The following is a 16,959-nucleotide window of genomic DNA, read 5'->3' as shown; positions in this document are numbered from 1 at the left end:
GACCATATTCCAGGGAAACGTAAGTAAAGGAAGATGTTATGGACGCTGAAAGAGCTTACACGAGCGCTCTCTTGCGGGTATTGCTGTCATTCGCCTCGTCGCCTAAAAGCGCCGGGAGTGACGCAACCGTGGAGGGGCGCGACTCATGAGTACCCCTCAGTTTTTAGACACGACTCAGGGCGACGCCCTGATGACCGCCCGCGAGCGTATAAGCTTCGCCAGACTTCGTCAGGAGGCGGATGCGCTTGTCATTCGTCTGCAAAGCTATTCAATTCGCCGGGTGGGCATATTGGGCGACAATGATGTCGCCTGGATAGTCGCCGATCTTGCCGCCTCTCGCGCTGGCGCGATGTGCGCCTTATTACCGCCGATGCTAGGTGATGAACAACTGCGGCGCGCGATTCGCCAAGCCGGCCTGGAAGCGGTTATTTGCTATGGCTCCACCACTGTGCGCATGCGTAAGCTATGGCCGGAAAGCCAGCTGCTATCGGTCGGCGGCCATCAATTGGCGTTGACTGGACTATACAGCGATGCGATGGAATTGGTGGATCGCATTGCTTTCCATGTGGATGACGAAGACAAACTCCGTGGCGTCTGCCTTAACCGTCAGACGTTGGATGCGGTGACGGCCTCGGTGTCTCTCAATATCAAGATGACGGCGGAAGATCGCCACTTCTGTTTACTCCCGCTGACTTCGTTGGCGGAGCTGGTGGCTGGAACCGGAGCCGCGCTGGCGTCAGGCGCCGCGACCATCATGCTTCCCGCCGAACAGTGCGGGCTGGGGGCTGCGACCTTTAATCCCGCTGAACTCTATCGCAGTCTGGTGGACTATCGCGCCACCACCATGCTGATCACCCCCGAATTGTTAAAGCCCCTGCTCAGTTACATGCAATCCCGTTCTCTGACGCTGGACGCCATGCGCCATATGACGCTGATCGGCGCTCCGGCTTCCAGACGTTTGATCAATACGGCGCGAAGACAGGGCGCGCCGGTGTATGCGGGATATTGTCTGAACGAAGCTGGCTCAATGGTGTGTCTGAATACGCCCAACGCATATAAGCCAGGCTCTGTGGGAAAGCCTTTGCCGCACTCGCGAGTGCGCATCAACGAAGAAGGAGAAGTCGTGGTGGGCGGGGCGTTGTGCCTCGGCTATCTGGGCGGCGAGCCGCGTCGCCCCAATGCACAATGGAACAGCGGAGACCTGGGATATATGGACAACGAAGGATATTTATTTATACGCGGGCGCAAAAAAGATGTGCTGGTGACCGCTGAGGGGCGCAGAATTTCTCCAGACTGGATCGAAGCGGAGCTGACTGGAGACCCACAAATCCGGCAGGCGGCGGTGTTCGGCGCGGGAAAGTTCTATCTGGTGGCGGTTGTCGTATCGGGTGATGCGGATGAGCTTACCGCTGTCGTGGAGAGAGTAAACCGTCGCTTGCCGGAGTTCGCGCAGATCAAGGCGGTGGTCGGCGCAACGCAACCGTTTAATGTAGCCAACGGGATGCTGCATTCGTCAGGTCGTAAAAATCGCGAAGCAATTCAGCAAACCTACCAGGAAGATATTGATGCGGTATATGAGCTTCTGGACGCCACCAAGCGCATGACCTCGCCGAAAGAGGACAGCGAGACAGGGGAGGCGCTGTCTTGATCCCGTTTCCTGAATATGAAAGCTATGACGCCATCGGACTGGCGGAGCTGGCGCGTGCTGGAGACATAAGTCCTGAGGAACTGCTGGAAGCGGCGATCGCCCGCATTGAATCCCGTAATCCGTTGGTGAATGCAGTGATTAACAAGCTATATGATCAAGCCAGAGTCCAGCTTGACCAATTGGACCCGCAACAACCTCTGTACGGTGCGCCGTTCTTGCTGCAAGACCTGAATGCGGAGGTGCGTAAGACGCCGACCTCCGCAGGCTCGCGTCTGTTTTGTTCGCGTCCGGTGTTTCACGACTGTGAACTGGTGCAGCGCTATCGGCGAGCGGGACTTGTGATCGCCGGTAAGACCAACACGGCGGAGCTGGGGCTGGCGGTGACGACGGAGCCGCAATTATTTGGCGCTTCCCGTAATCCCTGGGATTTGAGTCGTTCGCCGGGAGGGTCCAGTGGCGGCGCAGCGGCGGCGGTGGCGGTCGGTATGACGCCGGTGGCGCATGCGGTGGATATTGGCGGCTCTCTGCGGGCGCCCGCGGTGTCCTGCGGCTTGTTTGGTTTTAAACCATCCAGAGGACAGGAGCCGGAGCGAGGCGTTTGGGGACGGCGGTTGCAAGGCATGGCGGTGGACCATGTGATCTCACGTAGCGTACGCGACAGCGCTATGTTGTTGAGCGTGAGCGCCGGACTGGAGAACTCAGAGCAGTGCTATCGCCGGGCGCTGACAGGACCTCGCCGGCCATTGCGCATCGCTATTTGCGAAAAACCTTTCTTCAGCGCCACGCTGAATAATGACAGTCTGCTGGCGCTGGACCGCGCCGCCATGATTTGCGAGGACCTGGGGCACGAGGTGATCCCGCATACGCTAAGTCTGGATGAGGAAGAGCTGACCCAGGCCTATCTTACTATCGTCGCGGGAGAAACCGCGCAGATGGTGCGACAGGTCAGTCCCAGCGGTCGTCCACGTCGAGGCGATCTGGAGTTGGCGACGCACCTGTTGTTCAATTTGGGTTTAAGCAAGACGGCGGCGGAATTCGCCTGGGCGACCCAGGTGATGAACCAGGCGGGACGGAGGCTGGAAGCTATGTTCCATCAGTTTGACGTATTACTCACCCCGGCGATGGCTGGTCCGCCAACCCGTCTTGGCGAATTGGCTCCGTCCCAGCAGGAGAAACTATTGCTGGAGCTGGCTCGCAGTATTCCGATGACGCCGTTATTGAACCTGCTGGCGCAGAATATTCGCGCTAAGAGTTTTTCGCTGTCGCCTTTCTCGCCTCTGTTCAACATGGGAGGGCAGCCAGCCATGATGTTGCCGGTGTGGTGGAATCAAGATGATTTGCCGATAGGCGTTCAGTTTGCTGCAGGCATTGGGCAGGAGCGTCGCCTGTTCAGTCTGGCGGCGCAGATGGAGCGGGCGCTGCCCTGGTTTCAGCGGCGACCGCCTCTGTCAGAACCTGAGTCGTTGGCGTCTTCGGCGCATCTGGCGTGGCGCAACGCGGTGGGCTATGACCTGGGAACTCCCCTGGCGGCGGAAGGGTGAGGCCTTGCCGCCAGGGTAAGACTCAGCTGGCGGGCGCGTCGAGATCTGGCATAAACAGTCGTCTGAAGCGTTCAATCCAGCGTCCGACAGGGCCGGCCAGACAAACCGGCGCATCGAGATAGGCGAGACAGATACAGTCTTCATTTTCCAGGGCGCGAGGACGGTGACGTTGATCCCCGCTGCGAATGACGAAGTCTCCTTCTTCATAAACGCCCAACTCGTCGGAAAAGCCTCCTTGCAGCACTACGGTCACTTCCTGGCCGTAGTGCGCGTGCAGCGGCGCGCGGCCGCCCGCAGAGATCTTTTGCAGGCTGAGGCGCTGTCGTCCCTTGCGTGAGACCTCCAGCGCGTACTCGTACACTTTGAACCACTGCTTGCGCCAGCTGACGGCGCTCAAACCGTCGGGTAGCCAGCGTTGTAACAGGTCTTCCACTGGCTTTTGCGGTGTGACTGGCGCGCTTTCCTCCAGTTCAATTCGCAGCATGATGCGTTCGAATAACGCTTCGCTAACGTCTTCCTGCGGCAGTTGCTGCAGCATTTCTCCACCCAGCGCGTTGAGACGCTGGACGCTGGCTCGGCAGAGGGGGCAGTACTGCAGGTGAACGGCTACGCACAGGGCCAGATGCGGCGATGCGGAACCCGCGGCGTACTCCATCAGAATGTCATCACTGGGGTGATGTTGGCTCATACTGCTTTTTCCCGTTCCTGCAAAATCACCTTCAGTTTCTGCAGAGCCAGACGAACTCTGCTTTTTACGGTGCCCAGCGGCAGGCTGAGCTCTTCCGCTACCCGTTGATGAGACTTATCCTCCAGATAGACTTTGGCGATGACGTCTCGTTGCTCCTGTGGAAGGTCGCCCAGAGACTGGCGGATGTTGCGTACGATAACCGCCTGCTGGAACGCGCCGCTGGGCTCGTCGGGTCCCGGCAGGCTCCACAGGTAGTCTGTTTCCACCTGGGTTTCCTGGCTGGAGCGTCCCAGTTTGCGCAGCAGGTCGATGCGCGCATTACGGGCGATGGCGAACAGCCACGTAGAAGCCGCGGCCTTTTCGCGGTCGAACTGGGCGGCGCGCCGCCACACGTTGACCATGACTTCCTGCACGAGTTCCTCTGCGTGTTCCAGCATGCCCTGCTTGATGGCGTATGCCTTCACTTTGGGGGCGAAGGCCTGGAACAGTTGACGGAACGCGTCCCGGTCCCGCTGCGCGGCTACCGCTTCTATCAAGGGCGTCAGGACATCTTTGGCGGAGGCGGAGTCTCCGCCTGCGTCCTGGTCCTGTTGGTTAGGGTCCATCTTTCGATTAATCGGTAGCACTATGACGTTGTTACTTACCTGCATAGCGTAGCAGCTCCAAAATAAACCGGGCAAATAATGTTCTAATTACGCTGCTAGTGGAGTTTTGGATCAGTTCAGTCGAGTGTTGATCAAGTATCCGTCGAATATCAATCAAATAAAGGAAGCAGCGCTTCTTTTATCTCAGCACGAAGCAGAGGGGACCAGGCGAGTCCCAGCTCCCGTTTGATCTCCGGGAACCCCTCAATCTGCGACAGAGGGATAGCAATGATCCCATCTGGGGTAAGGGCGTCGAGCCCCTGCGGCGCCAGACAGGCGCCGACGCCGGCGGCGACCAGCGCCAGGGCCCATTCTTCATTGTCGGTGCGGGCGGTGATGGCGAAGTCCAGTTGATGCTGCTCCGCGAAGGCCCGCCATTGTCCGGACAAATCGCAGAAGGAGCGCTCCACCAATCCAATGCCGTTCAGGTCGTTGACGCCAAGCTGGTCTCGCAGGGACAACGGATGATCAGAGGCTAGCAAGAGACAATACTCATCCCGCCAGAGGGGACTGAAATGGTAGTTTTGCGGGCAGCGGTCGCGGCTGACGATGCGAATATCCGTGCTCTCATCACCGCGCAACAGTTCTAATTGCATCCGGGATTGCAGCGGCGCCAGGCGCGCCAGCAGTGCTTTGACGCGCTCCAGGCTGACCACCAGATCCAGACCGATGCGCAGCGGCGGCAACGGGGCGCTCTGCTGGAAATGCTTCACCAGGGCGTCGCTTTGCGCCAATAAACGCCGGGCCATGTGATGCAATTCGCGTCCGGCGCGAGTGGTGCGTACGCCCTTCTTGCCTCGTTCCAGCAACACAGTATCCAATTCGCTTTCCAGTTTACTGACGGCGAGGGAAATGGACGGTTGCGCCACATGACATCGTTCCGCCGCCGCAGTGATGCTGCCGGTTTCCACAGCGGCGACATAGTAGCGCAAGGCTCTCAAATCCATACTGGCTCCGTTGTTAGAAAGTTAAGCCATTGATCTCTTTACTGTTGCGAAGAGAACTCAGGGTAATGGGGCAGGCCGGCGGCGATCAACTCATCATGGGCCGGCACAATGGTCAGATCCGGTTCCCGCTCCTGCAAGGCGTGTAGCTGAGTCACCATACGCTCCGCCAGGGTGTCGTCATCGTTTAGATTCGCCATCCAGCGCACGAATCCTGGACGCGGACTCTTATCCATAACTCCTTTCAGAGTCCAGGTGGCGTCACCGATGAAGAAGTACCGCGTTTGTGGACTCAGGGTCAAATACAGTCCCAATTGACCGCGGGTATGACCGGGAATCTCCACCAGGACGACAGAGCCGTCGCCGTAAACATCCAGACTGCGTTTGAAGCCTTTGAACTCAATGTCCTCCAGTGTCAGGAAACGCAAGTCGGTATTTGGGCCCTCCAGTTGTGAATGCAGAAAGGCCGGCGGCTTGCCTTGCAGGGCCGCATAGTACTCCTTTTGCTGCACCCAGATGGGAACGCCAGGGAAATCCACTACGCCGCTGGCGTGATCCCAGTGCAGGTGAGACAGCACGATCGCCTTCAGACGCGTGGCCTCGTAGCCGTTCGCCGCCAACTGATCAACGACTGGAACGCCTTTTTCATAAGCGAACAACGAGCGCGCCCACCAAGGGTTTATTTCGAACTGCGCGTCCACCTGACGTCCCAGTCCGGTGTCATAAAGCAAATCGCCGTCTGGATGACGGATCAGCACTGCGCCATGGGATAACTGGCGTCGGGTGAACCAGCTGCCGCTGGCCACTACCATGGCTTCCTGGGCTCCGCTGGAGGCTCCGGTTTCGATATAGGAAAAGGCAATTTCCTCGGCGCGCCCAAGTGACGCAATTAAAAGTTGTAACACCATAGCTGCGCCAACCGCGTGTAGCCGGCTGACGATAACTTTGCGTGAGAGAGGACTCCAGAACGTCATGTCTTATTCCTTTGGGTGGGTGTTCCTGCAGAATATGACAGACGTTTATATAGTTAAAATATAGAGTATTTATGTTAAATAAATAAAAAATATATGGATAAAGAGGCTCGTCAGGGGAAGGAAATCTGTACCCGCAGCCCAGGCTGCTGGTCCTGTCGGTCGTCCAAAGAGATGCGCGCCCGATGCAGATCCGCAATACGTTGGCAGATGGAGAGGCCAAGCCCGCTGCCGATCTCATTCTGCTGCTTGCCGCGGTGAAAGCGCTCCATCGCCTGCTGCCGTTGCTCAGGAGGAATACCGGGACCCTGATCTTCAATCACCAGGGTTTTATCCTTCACTTGCAGGGTGATCTGGGAGTCTTTGGGTGAATAACGCAAAGCGTTGTCCACCAGGTTGCGCAGTAAGATACTGAGTGCGGCGGGATTGCCCTGAATCGGCGCGCAGCCGTCCGTATTGAATTCTGTGCGGATATTTTTCTCTTCTATCAAAGGTTGCGATTCCCGCAGGATATCCTGACACAGCATGTCCATCTGCACCGGCTGGGCGTCGCTGAGGGCGCGTTCGTGATCAAGTCGGCTGAGCTGCAACAGCTGCTCCACCATATGAATCAGACGGTCCAGGCCGAGCAGGGCTTTGCGCAGACAGTCGGACACCGGTTCGGAGCGCGCTATCTCCTGAGCGTTCTGCAGATGCACTTTCACTCCGGCGAGAGGAGTGCGCAGCTCATGAGCGGCGTCGGCGGTGAATTGTCGTTCGCGATCGGAGGTGGCTTGTAGACGCTGGAACAGGTCATTGATGGCGTCAACCAGAATCGAAAGCTCAGAGGGTAAGTTGGTGTTGTCCAGGATTTGCAGGTTGGCGTAATCCCGCTGTTTCAGTTCTCTGGAAATGGTGGAAAGTGGTCTCAAGGCGTGCGTCACCGCCCAACTGACGCCCAGCAGAATAATGGGGATCAGCAGCAGCGACGGCCATATCACATGCTCGGCGATTTCTCCCGTCAATTCACTGCGTACGTCTTCCTGCTGCGCTACCTGAATCCAGATGCGCAGGTTCTCATCGAATAAAGTAAAGGTGCGCCACAACTCGCCATCGACCTGGTCGGAGTTGAAACCGGCCTGATGGCGGGTGAAGCCTTGTGACGCGGCCTTGGTCTGAATCAGCAGCTTGCCGCTTTCACTCCAGACTTGAAACGCCAGCTTTTTCTCATATTTGTGGCCCAGCGGGGTATATTCTTCGCCCTCGCTCAAGTCTTCCTCATCACTTTCGTTGAGGGCATAGTCCTCGTAAACCAGCGCGTTTTGCAGTTGATCCAGGTTGGTTCGCTTCATCTGGCTGGCCAGCAGGCTCTGCAGCATGCGGGCCATTTGCGCCAGTTCGGCGTCGAACAACTCCTCCACCTGTTCCTGGGAATCATGGTAATTGGCCACGGCGGTGAACAGACCGCCCAGACAGATAATGGAAATCAGTGAAATCAGCAGAAAACGTTTAATGGAGCGCATTATTCCTTCTCGATCATGTAACCCATGCCGCGAACGGTTTTAATCAGGTCGGCGTTAAGCTTTTTGCGCAGGTTGTGAATATGGACTTCCATAGTGTTGCTGGAGACATCGTCGGACCAGCCATAGACAAGCTCTTCCAATTGGTCTTTGGACAGCACCCTGCCGCGATGGGTGGCGAGCTCGTACAGGAGCGCATACTCCCTGCGCGACAGGCGCACTTCCTCATCGTTTTTATAAACTTGGTAGGAAGAGGGCAGAATGCGAATGTTAGCGAGCTGAATTTCCGGGTGCGCGTTGCCGGAACCGCGTCGGCTCAGAGCGCGCAGACGCGCTTTCAGCTCGCTCACGTCGAAAGGCTTCAGGAGATAATCATCCGCCCCGGCGTCGAGACCTTTGACTCGATCCTGCACCTGATCGCGAGCGCTGAGAATTAACACGGGAATCTCATCGCCGCGGTCGCGCAGGCGCTTCAATACCGTGAGGCCGTCGATATCGGGCAGCCCCAGATCCAGAATGACGAGATTGAATTTCTCCAGCTTCAGAGCATGAAGAGCGGCCTCGCCAGAGGCCACCCAGTCGACGGTATTGGCCTGTTGGGTCAAACTGGTTTGGATGCCGTCGGCCAGTAACTCGTCATCCTCCACCAATAAAATGCGCATTGCGCTACATCATGCTCCGTGGTTATTTCATTTTCTTCAGTAACGCCTGTATTTCGCCGCGACGACCTGCGTCGGCGACTTGGCGATCAGGACGTGGCGTCGCCTGCAGGGCTTTTTCAAGATATAGCTTAGCTTGTTTGAGGTCGCCTTGCTCTCGCAGATAGTCTCCGTAGAAGAAGTTGGCGTCAATACCATCCGGATTGATTTCCAGGCCTTTGCGTAAGAGTTCGCCGGCTTCCTTGTCGTCGCCGAAGCTGAGCGGCCAGCCTGGCGCTTGATAGTACAGCGCGCCCAGACTGGTATAGGCGGAACCGCTTAAAGCGCTGGCGTCGATAGACATGGCTCTTTCAAAACAGGATCGGGCTTCTTGCACCAGGGAAAGGGCGGTGAGCCCCCCTTTGGCGCCGGCGTAGGTGCTGGTTATCACGCCTTTCCAGATCCAGGCGTTGGCGTCTTCCGGGTGCGTCTCCACCGCCTGATCCGCCTGACCTTTCAAGACCTGGTAACCTTTCTCCTGTTCTTTGGCGTCGACTTCATAACGCACGTGCGCCCAGCCGTGATAAAGCTCTTTGACGTAGCCCGCGACCTCTTCCGCCTGCGCTGAGGCTGCTCCCAGGGACATGGCTCCGGCGATGACCAGCGTGCGGGCGATAAGTGTATATGACATGAATATTCTTCTCAGGTCCTCAGATGTTATTGAGTTGCGATCTGGCGAGTCAGGCGTTTTGGCGCGCCAGATATTTGCGAATTATGGGAAGCTGCTTGCTGATGGATGCCGCCACCAGGGACGGAAATATGGCGTTGAGACGCACGAACAGCTTTTCCGGCCAGCCCAGATACACCCGAGGAGAGCGTCGAATAATGGCGGCGCAGATTTGCTCCGCCACCCAGTCTGGTTCGTCCATGCGATTACCCAGTTCAGCATTCATGGACTCGACGGCGGTGCTGTTGATGGCGGTGCGGGTGGCGCGAGGCGCCATGTAGAGCACCTGTACTGGCGAGTCCGCCAGCTCCCGCTGCAGGGCTTCGCTAAAGCCGCGCATGGCGAATTTGCTGGCGCAATAGGCGGCGAAACCGGGATAGCCGATGGAGCCGAACGTAGAGCCGATATTGACGATCATGCCCTGCTGAATGCGCAACAGCGGCAGCAGGCGTTGGGTCAGCAGCATGGGGCCGGTGACGTTGGCTTCCATCAGGGTGCGGAGGCGTTCCGGACGTTGGTCTTCAAGCTCATTGAAATCGCTGACGCCAGCGTTGTTGATGAGCATATTCACCTTGGGCTCCCGCGCCGCCTCTTGAGCGACTATAGAGATTCCGGCCTCTTGGCTGATATCCGCCACGACGCTGCGGCAGCGTCCGCCGTCGCGCTGAATGCGCGCCTGCAGCTTTTGCAGTTTATCTGCGTTTCTACCTGTGATGACCAGCGCCGCGCCCTGTCTGGCGAGCCGCAAAGCTAAAGCTTCGCCAATGCCGCCGGTGGCTCCGGTGAGCAGAATGGTTTTATCTTTAAGCTGCATGATGGCTCTCCTGATTAAGCGCTTCACGCTCATGGTTTTGAGGCAGGGCTCGGAACATGGCGCCGTACAGTTCATAGAAGACCTTGCTGGCGTGGATGATGGCCTGCTGGTCTTCGTGGCCTTCGATTTTGTTCATCAGGTCTTCGAAAAAGCAGATATGGTCCTGATCCAGAGTGCCGTGGGAGAACAGGTAGCTGAACGCCGGATTAGGCAGTCCCAGCGTTTTCTGAATGATTTCGCCAGCCTGCGTGGCGGTCGTGACGCTGGTTCCTTCCAGCACATGCACCATGCCGAAGAAGCCCAGTGGATTGACTCGCATGACGGTGTCGTAGGCGTACGCCACCATCAGTTCCGTGGTCAGATGTGGACGACTGCGTCGCACCTCTTCCTTGTCGCCGCCGCAAACGGCGATGTCGTTCAGTATCCACTCTTGATGGCCGCATTCTTCCTCAATGTATTCCGCCACCGCTTCCCGCAGCCATTCGTAGTGCTCCGGCAGGCGTCCACCGCAACTCATCAACAAAGGCACAGTGTGTTTAACGTGGTGGTAGGCCTGTGTCAGAAACGCGACATACTGCTTCAGGGTAATTTCGCCGCGCAGCGCATCCTGGATAATCGGGCTGGATAGCAGACGGTTGCGTTCCTGTTGGGTTTCCGCCTGCAAACGTTGGTAAAAGCTCATGGCATGCTCCTGGTGAAAGGCTGGGAAGATTGAAATAAGTCGTTGAGACGGTCCTTGTACCGGGCGGCGATGGCGCTTCTGCGCACCCGGCCGTTGGCGGTCAGTTGACCATTGGCGGCGCTGAAGGGCGCGTCGCTGATAATGAGATTGCGCACCTGGGCGTAATCCGGCAGACGCTGGTTAATCTGCGCCACCGCCTGCATCAGCAGGTCATGACTAATGTCGGGTCTGGCGGGCGTGGCCACGGCGACATTGAAAGGTTCGCCATCGCCGAATAAAGCGGTCTGGGCGATACAGGGCGCGGATAATAGTTCGCTCTCCACCCATTCCGGCGACAGATTGCGGCCAAATGCGGTGACGATCAGGTTCTTCTTTCTGCCTTCGAGGTAAAGGAAGCCGTCTTCGTCCAGCCTTCCGATATCACCGGTGTGAACCGCCTCCGAGGTCTGTAGCGGCTCTCCCAGGTAGCCGCAATAGGCGGCGCCGGCGACGATGATTTCGCCGTCGTCGGCGAAGGACAGACTGACATGAGACAAGGGCTTGCCAACGCTGCCGGGACGTGACGCCGACGGGCGGTTGAGGCTGACCACGGACGCGCACTCGGATAAACCGTAACCTTCATACACAGGAACGCCCAGTTGCGTCGCCTGGGTGAGCAGAACGGGCGATACTCTGGCGCCGCCGACGGCGACGAATTGCAGTCTTTCCAGGCGCAGCTGTCCGGCTGCGATGAGAAATAACAGGGCCTTCAGCAACTCTGGCGTAAGGATCAGCGTTTGCGGGTTCCAGCGTTGCAGCGTCTGCGCCCACTGCGTCAGATCCAGGCCGCTGGAGCCGCTCAGTCCCAAACTGGCGAGCCCGGGGACGATAACTCTGCCGCCTTTATACAGAGCGACATAGGCTCCCGCGATGTTTTCCAGCAAAGTGGCCAAAGGCAATGTGCACAAGTGACCGATGGGTTCATTGATTTCAACGGCTTCCGCCAGACTCAGCATCACGGACTCCAGTGCGGCGGCGCTTAAACGCGCGCCTTTGGGCTGACCGGTGGAGCCGGAGGTGTAAGTGACCTTGATGATGTTTTCGATGGATTCCTTCGCGTGCGATGGTGTGCGGGCCGCTATCGCATACAGGCCCAGATCCGCATCCAGGACCACTGCATCCGCAGTTGGCGACTGTGCGGACTGTATGATCACCGTTTCAATGGCGGCGTCGTTGAGTAAGTGCTCCCGCTGGGTTGCGGAGAAAAACAGAGGCACGGGTATCAGTGTGACGCCAGCATGTAAACAAGCCAGATCGGCGCATATCCAGGCGGGTCCGTTGTCCGCCTCCAAAGCCAGACGGCGAACGCCCATAGTGTGAATTTTGCTGGACAGGCGCTCGATGATTCGCCAAAGCGTTTCATAAGTCAGCGTCCCTTGTTCACTCTCCAGCGCAATGTGGGTGGGCGTGGTCTGCGCGTATTCGCGCAGGCGGTGTAATAGTGCGTTTTCAGTCATGTAAGCTCTCCGTGCGTGAGTCTTCGTGTTTGGGTTGGGGACAGCGTTCCAGAACTTTCGCCATCACCGGTTTGCTGATCAGATGCTGGATGCCTTGTGGAATCGAAATGGCCATTACGGTTGGGGATTTGTCGTAGTAGCTGCCCCAATCGGCGGCGTCCTGGCTCAAGGCTTCAGGATTCGCTTTAGCGAGTTCGATCATGGGTACATCCAGGCGTCGGAAGCTGTTCAACATCTCCGGAATAATGGTCAGGGTCAGCCACTGATATGGGCGTTCGGAAAAATAGCGGCTCAGCACCAGAATCAGGCGGCGCAGCGTTCCTTGAGTGGTGGAGGCCAGATTGCCCACTTCGATAATCCCGCTGCGTGAACAGGGAGCGCCCTGAATCCGGGCCAGAACCTGTTCGATCGGCGCATCCAGATATTGCTCCAGAAACAGCGGCTGGAACTGGGCGCTTTGATAGCCCAGGACGGAGATCAGTCTGTCCCGCTCGTAGCAAAGAACGAAATTTTCCATGAAGTAACGGATGTTGGCGCCGTATTCCTGATTGAAACGTTGACGGATGAATGATTCGGCGACGGCGCGCGAACGATGTCCCGGTCCGACATGGATATAACGGTTGTCGATAGCCGTTGTCGCCTCAGGGGCGGGAAGTGTGTCCGGTTGCTGCATATAGCCTCCTCGTGGATGTCTGTATGCAGATTAAGTTGGCGAGCTTAAGGAACCCTTAAGTGAAAAATATTTTTCTTTGAGTAGAGACCCCGTGAACTTTTCAAAAAGCGCCCGGTCAAATCAATCGTTGTCGCAATACTGGGACGACGAAAAATTCTCAATCACTATTTTTCTGCTTAAGGATACTGTTATGAACCCATCACAAAAGAAACTGACTGGCGCTGCTCTGGCTATCGCTGCTGCTGGATTTTTCGGTACTGCCGCGCTGACTTCCACGACTGCAGTCGCCGCGGAAGCGCAGGTTCATTGCTGGGGCGTTAACAGCTGCGCCGGTCACAATGACTGTAAAACCGCTAACAACGATTGCAAAGGCATGGCTAGCTGTCAGGGCCAAGGTTTCCTGAGCATGACGGCGGACGAGTGCAAAGCGAAAGGCGGCACAGTTAAGTAATCGCGGGCGCCTGTTGACCCTTGATATGCGCTGGTCCGGCGGCGACGCCGGACGCGCCTTTTCAAGAAAACGGTCTACTATCTTCTGTTAATCTCCTATTACATCGTTATGCATTGAATCTCTATGAATACCCGTCCCGCTTTTTCCGGTTTTGGTTTAGGGCTCAGACCCGATTACTACACCCATATTCTGGAAACCAGACCGCAGGTGGACTGGTTTGAGATCATCAGCGAGAACTACATGGTTGAGGGTGGCAAGCCGCTGTATTTTCTTGACCGCATTCGAGAAATTTATCCTCTGGCGATGCATGGCGTGTCTCTGTCCATTGGCTCGACCGCCGCGTTGGATATGGGTTATTTAACTCGCCTGAAAACTTTAATTGAGCGGGTGAACCCGCTGTGGGTGTCCGACCATCTATGTTGGACCGGTCTCAGCGCCCATAATTCCCATGATTTGCTACCCTTGCCTTATAACGCCGACAGCGTGCGTCATGTGGCGGAGCGGATAAAGCAGGTGCAATCTTTTTTAGGGCGTCGCATCGTCTTGGAAAACTTGTCCAGCTATGTGAATTTCAGTGAGTCCGACATGACGGAGTGGGAGTTTGTCGCCGCCGTCGCTGAAGAAGCGGACTGCTGGTTGCTGCTGGACATCAATAACATATACGTGAGTGCGCGCAATCATCAGTTTGACGCGCTGACTTATATGAACGGGATTCCAAAAGACCGGGTGGTTCAGTTTCATGTCGCTGGTCATTCAGATTACGGCGACTACATCGTCGATACCCATGACGCGCCGGTGGCGGATCCGGTATGGGAATTATATCGACAGGCGGTGCGTCGCTTCGGCAAAGTGTCGGCGATGATCGAGCGAGATGACAATATGCCGGAATTTTCAGAACTGATGAGCGAGCTCGCGACATTACGCAGCATTGCGGAAGCAGAATTCCCACGACTGGACGCTGCGCGGGACGAGGCGATCTATGGCTGATTTATCCCGTTTGCAACACGACTTTCTGACGGCCATTAGTGCGGGAGATGGAGGCGTGGTCGACTCTGCGCTGAGCGCAGGCGCATTAAGCGCGGCGCAACGTATTGAGATTTATAGAAACGCTTACTTTACGCGGCTGACTGGCGTGTTATCGGAAGATTATCCCGCTGTGCGAGGGTTATTGGGCGATGACGCTTTCAAGCAGATGAGCCGCGACTTTATTGTTTTGCACCCCTCTACGAATACTTCGGTGCGCTGGTACGGTGAACCTCTGCCTGAATACTTGGCCGCCGCTGAACCTTACAGTCGCCACGGCGTCCTGGCGGAATTGGCTGAGTGGGAGCGTTTACTGCGGCTAATGTTCGACGCAGGAGATGCGCAGCCTCTTGATATGGCGGTATTTCAGACCGTTCCGGCGGAGGCCTGGCCAACCTTACAGTTTGAATTGATCCCTGCGTTGACCTTGCACCAGCATCGTTATAATACAGCGCCCATCTGGAAAGCCTTAAAAGAGGAGCAAGCTCCGCCTGCGCCTTACGTCCTGGAACAGGAAGAAACCTGGTTGTTGTGGCGTGCGGAATGGGTGACCCTGTTTCGCTCTTTGACGACGGATGAAGCGGCGGCCATGACGGCGATAAATGAAGGCGCTAATTTCGCTGAGTTGTGTGAACTGCTGTGGGAGTGGCATGGCGAGGCGGCGGCGCAAAGAGCGGCGCAGTTGCTGCAAAGCTGGACGCAGGCGGGATTGTTACGGGGACTGTCGCAAGGCGTTTGAACCTGGCTGGCTTAGAATCAAGAAAGGCGACCGAAGTCGCCTTTCTTAGTTGCAGATCACCGCTTAGTGCTGGTGTCCGCCGGCTCCGTGAACGTGGCCGTGAGATAACTCTTCTTCAGTAGGCTCGCGCATTTCAACGACTTCTACGTCAAAGTGCAGCGTTTGGCCAGCCAGAGGGTGGTTGGCGTCGATGGTGGCGGTGTCGTCGGACACTTCCATGACCACGATGACGCGCGCGCCGCCTGCAGTCTGTGCATGGAACTGCATGCCTGGCTCAACTTTTTCGACGCCTTCGAAGGCTTCCAAAGGAACGACCTGAACCAGCTCCGCGGAGTATTCGCCATAGGCGTCGGCGGGATCTACGGATACTTTCTGTTTGTCGCCAGCGGACAATTCACGCAGAGCGTTTTCCAGTCCAGGGATGATGTTTTGCGCGCCCTCCAGATAGGCCAACGGCTCACCGCCGGCGGAGCTGTCGATCACTTCGCCATCGTCGTTAGTCAGTGTGTAGTGAATGCTCACAACCCGGGGTTTGATATCAGACATAAAAGCACCTTTAAGGTTTGATGAGGTGGTTGAGCGCGCCGCTGTGGGCGTTCCCTCGTTTATTGCCGCCTCGTTATCGTAAAACTCAATCGGACCGGGGTTAAAAGCGCAGGGCGTTAAAACAAGGGAACGATATTAAGAGTTAAGTTGGAGCGATCCCATCCTCAAAAAGGGACCGCCTGCCGTACCCGCCAGTCTAGTGAGGTTATGCCCAGTTCTCAAGGGTCGCCGGACAATCCGCAGAGGTTGGATTGCGGTGGGCGTTGAGCTGTTTTAACCAGCGCCGCTCACTTACATGGACGACTCCAACTGATATTTATCCAGAACTTTCTGCGCCTCGCCGTCTTTATATAACTGGCGCAGAGTCTTGTTGAATTTGTTGATCACTTTACGCGATGTATGCCCCTTCACGAAGCCAACGTAATAGTTGATCGATTTGTGGTTCCAGGCGAAGCGAATATTCTTGAGGTCCAACTGGCGTAAAATCTCAAAACCGACATCGCGGTTGGAGTATACCGAGTCCACTTTCTTGTCACTCAACATACGGAAGGACAGTAAGTCGTCTTTCGCCAGAACGATTTTCATAGTGGGCATGGCGGCGCCAATGGTCTCCAGGGTTTTGGAGGTATTGGAGGGGCCGAAGACGCCGACCTGATGCTCGGAAAAGTTGTACAGGGTGGAGTACTGCCGGGTGTCGCTTTCGTTAACAAAAAAACCGTAACTGGTTTTCAGGATGGGCAGGGAATAATGCAGCCATTCGCTGCGCTGTTCGTTCCAACCTATGACGTAGAGACCATCGACCTGTTTTTCCTTGGCCTGCTGCTGCGCAACCGTCCAGTCCAGTAAATTGAACTCGCATTGAATCTCGGATGATTTGCAGATGAGTTTGACCAGCTCAGTGCCAGGGCCGGCGACATCGCCTTTTTCCAGATAAGTGAAAGGTCTGAAATCCTGTGTGTTGAAGATCAGCTTGTCTTCGGCGGAAGCCAGCGTCGTTGCTCCCATGCACAGTGCGGTTAGGGCCGCAGTTAGGATTTTCATTATTGCCTCCGGGTATGTGAATATTGCTTGTTATTATTTCATGTTATTCCCGATGGTTGTATTTCCTTGTTTTATATGATTTTTTGTTATGTTTTTCTGTCTCATCAGTCAGCAAAAAAAGGGGTAGTGGGTCCTACCCCTGAATATCCGCGAGAGTATGCGGACGTTTGCGAATCTCGTTACGTTGTTTAAAC

The 16,959-nt window shown here is 56.4% G+C and carries 18 protein-coding genes; 5 read left to right on the top strand and 13 right to left on the bottom strand.

Annotation, left to right across the window (positions count from 1 at the left end; translation table 11 throughout):
* Positions 1-145: 145 nt before the first annotated feature.
* Both AC2IBB_RS32885 and AC2IBB_RS32880 read left to right on the top strand, forming a co-directional pair.
* On the top strand, positions 146-1,648 hold the full coding sequence (locus tag AC2IBB_RS32885; protein WP_486330834.1) for an AMP-binding protein: 1,503 nt from the start codon (positions 146-148) through the stop codon (positions 1,646-1,648).
* Entirely contained in the window at positions 1,645-3,189 is a 1,545-nt protein-coding gene (locus AC2IBB_RS32880; protein WP_486330833.1) for an amidase, read from the top strand. The genes AC2IBB_RS32885 and AC2IBB_RS32880 overlap by 4 nt, the downstream gene beginning before the upstream one ends.
* 22 nt (positions 3,190-3,211) lie before the next feature.
* Here the strand turns inward: AC2IBB_RS32880 and AC2IBB_RS32875 are convergent, their stop codons facing one another.
* The 11 genes from AC2IBB_RS32875 to AC2IBB_RS32825 all read right to left on the bottom strand — a co-directional run bounded on the left by AC2IBB_RS32875 (position 3,212) and on the right by AC2IBB_RS32825 (position 12,965).
* The gene (locus AC2IBB_RS32875; RefSeq protein WP_486330832.1) at positions 3,212-3,877 is read right to left on the bottom strand and encodes a ChrR family anti-sigma-E factor; all 666 of its coding nucleotides are present in this window, start codon (positions 3,875-3,877) and stop codon (positions 3,212-3,214) included.
* Positions 3,874-4,527, bottom strand: coding sequence for a sigma-70 family RNA polymerase sigma factor (locus AC2IBB_RS32870; RefSeq protein ID WP_486330831.1), 654 nt, complete (start codon positions 4,525-4,527; stop codon positions 3,874-3,876). The genes AC2IBB_RS32875 and AC2IBB_RS32870 overlap by 4 nt, the downstream gene beginning before the upstream one ends.
* A gap of 104 nt (positions 4,528-4,631) precedes the next feature.
* Entirely contained in the window at positions 4,632-5,468 is an 837-nt protein-coding gene (locus AC2IBB_RS32865) for a LysR family transcriptional regulator (protein ID WP_486330830.1), read from the bottom strand.
* A gap of 38 nt (positions 5,469-5,506) precedes the next feature.
* Positions 5,507-6,439: an MBL fold metallo-hydrolase gene (locus AC2IBB_RS32860; protein ID WP_486330829.1), complete on the bottom strand. Its 933-nt coding sequence runs from the start codon at positions 6,437-6,439 to the stop codon at positions 5,507-5,509.
* 110 nt (positions 6,440-6,549) lie between these two features.
* Positions 6,550-7,938 (bottom strand): ATP-binding protein, encoded by a 1,389-nt coding sequence (locus tag AC2IBB_RS32855; protein ID WP_486330828.1) that lies wholly within the window; start codon positions 7,936-7,938, stop codon positions 6,550-6,552.
* On the bottom strand, positions 7,938-8,597 hold the full coding sequence (locus AC2IBB_RS32850; RefSeq protein WP_486330827.1) for a response regulator: 660 nt from the start codon (positions 8,595-8,597) through the stop codon (positions 7,938-7,940). The genes AC2IBB_RS32855 and AC2IBB_RS32850 overlap by 1 nt, the downstream gene beginning before the upstream one ends.
* Positions 8,598-8,619: 22 nt before the next feature.
* Positions 8,620-9,264, bottom strand: coding sequence for a tetratricopeptide repeat protein (locus AC2IBB_RS32845; protein WP_486330826.1), 645 nt, complete (start codon positions 9,262-9,264; stop codon positions 8,620-8,622).
* A gap of 49 nt (positions 9,265-9,313) precedes the next feature.
* Positions 9,314-10,114 (bottom strand): SDR family oxidoreductase, encoded by an 801-nt coding sequence (locus tag AC2IBB_RS32840; RefSeq protein ID WP_486330825.1) that lies wholly within the window; start codon positions 10,112-10,114, stop codon positions 9,314-9,316.
* A complete protein-coding gene (locus AC2IBB_RS32835) occupies positions 10,104-10,796 on the bottom strand; it encodes an iron-containing redox enzyme family protein (RefSeq protein WP_486330824.1) in 693 nt (230 codons plus the stop codon). Before AC2IBB_RS32835 ends, AC2IBB_RS32840 begins: the two co-directional genes overlap by 11 nt.
* Positions 10,793-12,292, bottom strand: a complete 1,500-nt coding sequence (locus tag AC2IBB_RS32830; protein ID WP_486330823.1) for an AMP-binding protein — start codon at positions 12,290-12,292, stop codon at positions 10,793-10,795. The genes AC2IBB_RS32835 and AC2IBB_RS32830 overlap by 4 nt, the downstream gene beginning before the upstream one ends.
* Positions 12,285-12,965, bottom strand: a complete 681-nt coding sequence (locus AC2IBB_RS32825) for a thermostable hemolysin (RefSeq protein ID WP_486330822.1) — start codon at positions 12,963-12,965, stop codon at positions 12,285-12,287. The genes AC2IBB_RS32830 and AC2IBB_RS32825 overlap by 8 nt, the downstream gene beginning before the upstream one ends.
* Positions 12,966-13,155: 190 nt before the next feature.
* On the opposite strand from AC2IBB_RS32825, the gene bufA2 reads away from it, so the two are divergent.
* From bufA2 to AC2IBB_RS32810, 3 genes are all read left to right on the top strand, one after another.
* On the top strand, positions 13,156-13,416 hold the full coding sequence (gene bufA2, locus AC2IBB_RS32820) for a BufA2 family periplasmic bufferin-type metallophore (protein ID WP_486330821.1): 261 nt from the start codon (positions 13,156-13,158) through the stop codon (positions 13,414-13,416).
* Positions 13,417-13,539: 123 nt separating this feature from the next.
* Positions 13,540-14,403, top strand: coding sequence for an MNIO family bufferin maturase (bufB, locus tag AC2IBB_RS32815; RefSeq protein ID WP_486330820.1), 864 nt, complete (start codon positions 13,540-13,542; stop codon positions 14,401-14,403).
* Positions 14,396-15,178: an HvfC/BufC family peptide modification chaperone gene (locus AC2IBB_RS32810; protein ID WP_486330819.1), complete on the top strand. Its 783-nt coding sequence runs from the start codon at positions 14,396-14,398 to the stop codon at positions 15,176-15,178. The genes bufB and AC2IBB_RS32810 overlap by 8 nt, the downstream gene beginning before the upstream one ends.
* Positions 15,179-15,241: 63 nt before the next feature.
* Here the strand turns inward: AC2IBB_RS32810 and AC2IBB_RS32805 are convergent, their stop codons facing one another.
* Both AC2IBB_RS32805 and AC2IBB_RS32800 read right to left on the bottom strand, forming a co-directional pair.
* Positions 15,242-15,724, bottom strand: coding sequence for an FKBP-type peptidyl-prolyl cis-trans isomerase (locus AC2IBB_RS32805; RefSeq protein ID WP_486330818.1), 483 nt, complete (start codon positions 15,722-15,724; stop codon positions 15,242-15,244).
* Between the two features lie 291 nt (positions 15,725-16,015).
* Entirely contained in the window at positions 16,016-16,765 is a 750-nt protein-coding gene (locus AC2IBB_RS32800) for a substrate-binding periplasmic protein (protein ID WP_486330817.1), read from the bottom strand.
* Positions 16,766-16,959: the final 194 nt, after the last annotated feature.

It is taken from the genome of Hahella sp. NS-SX17, from assembly GCF_057367735.1.
This window is presented reverse-complemented; position numbering and strand designations above follow the sequence as displayed.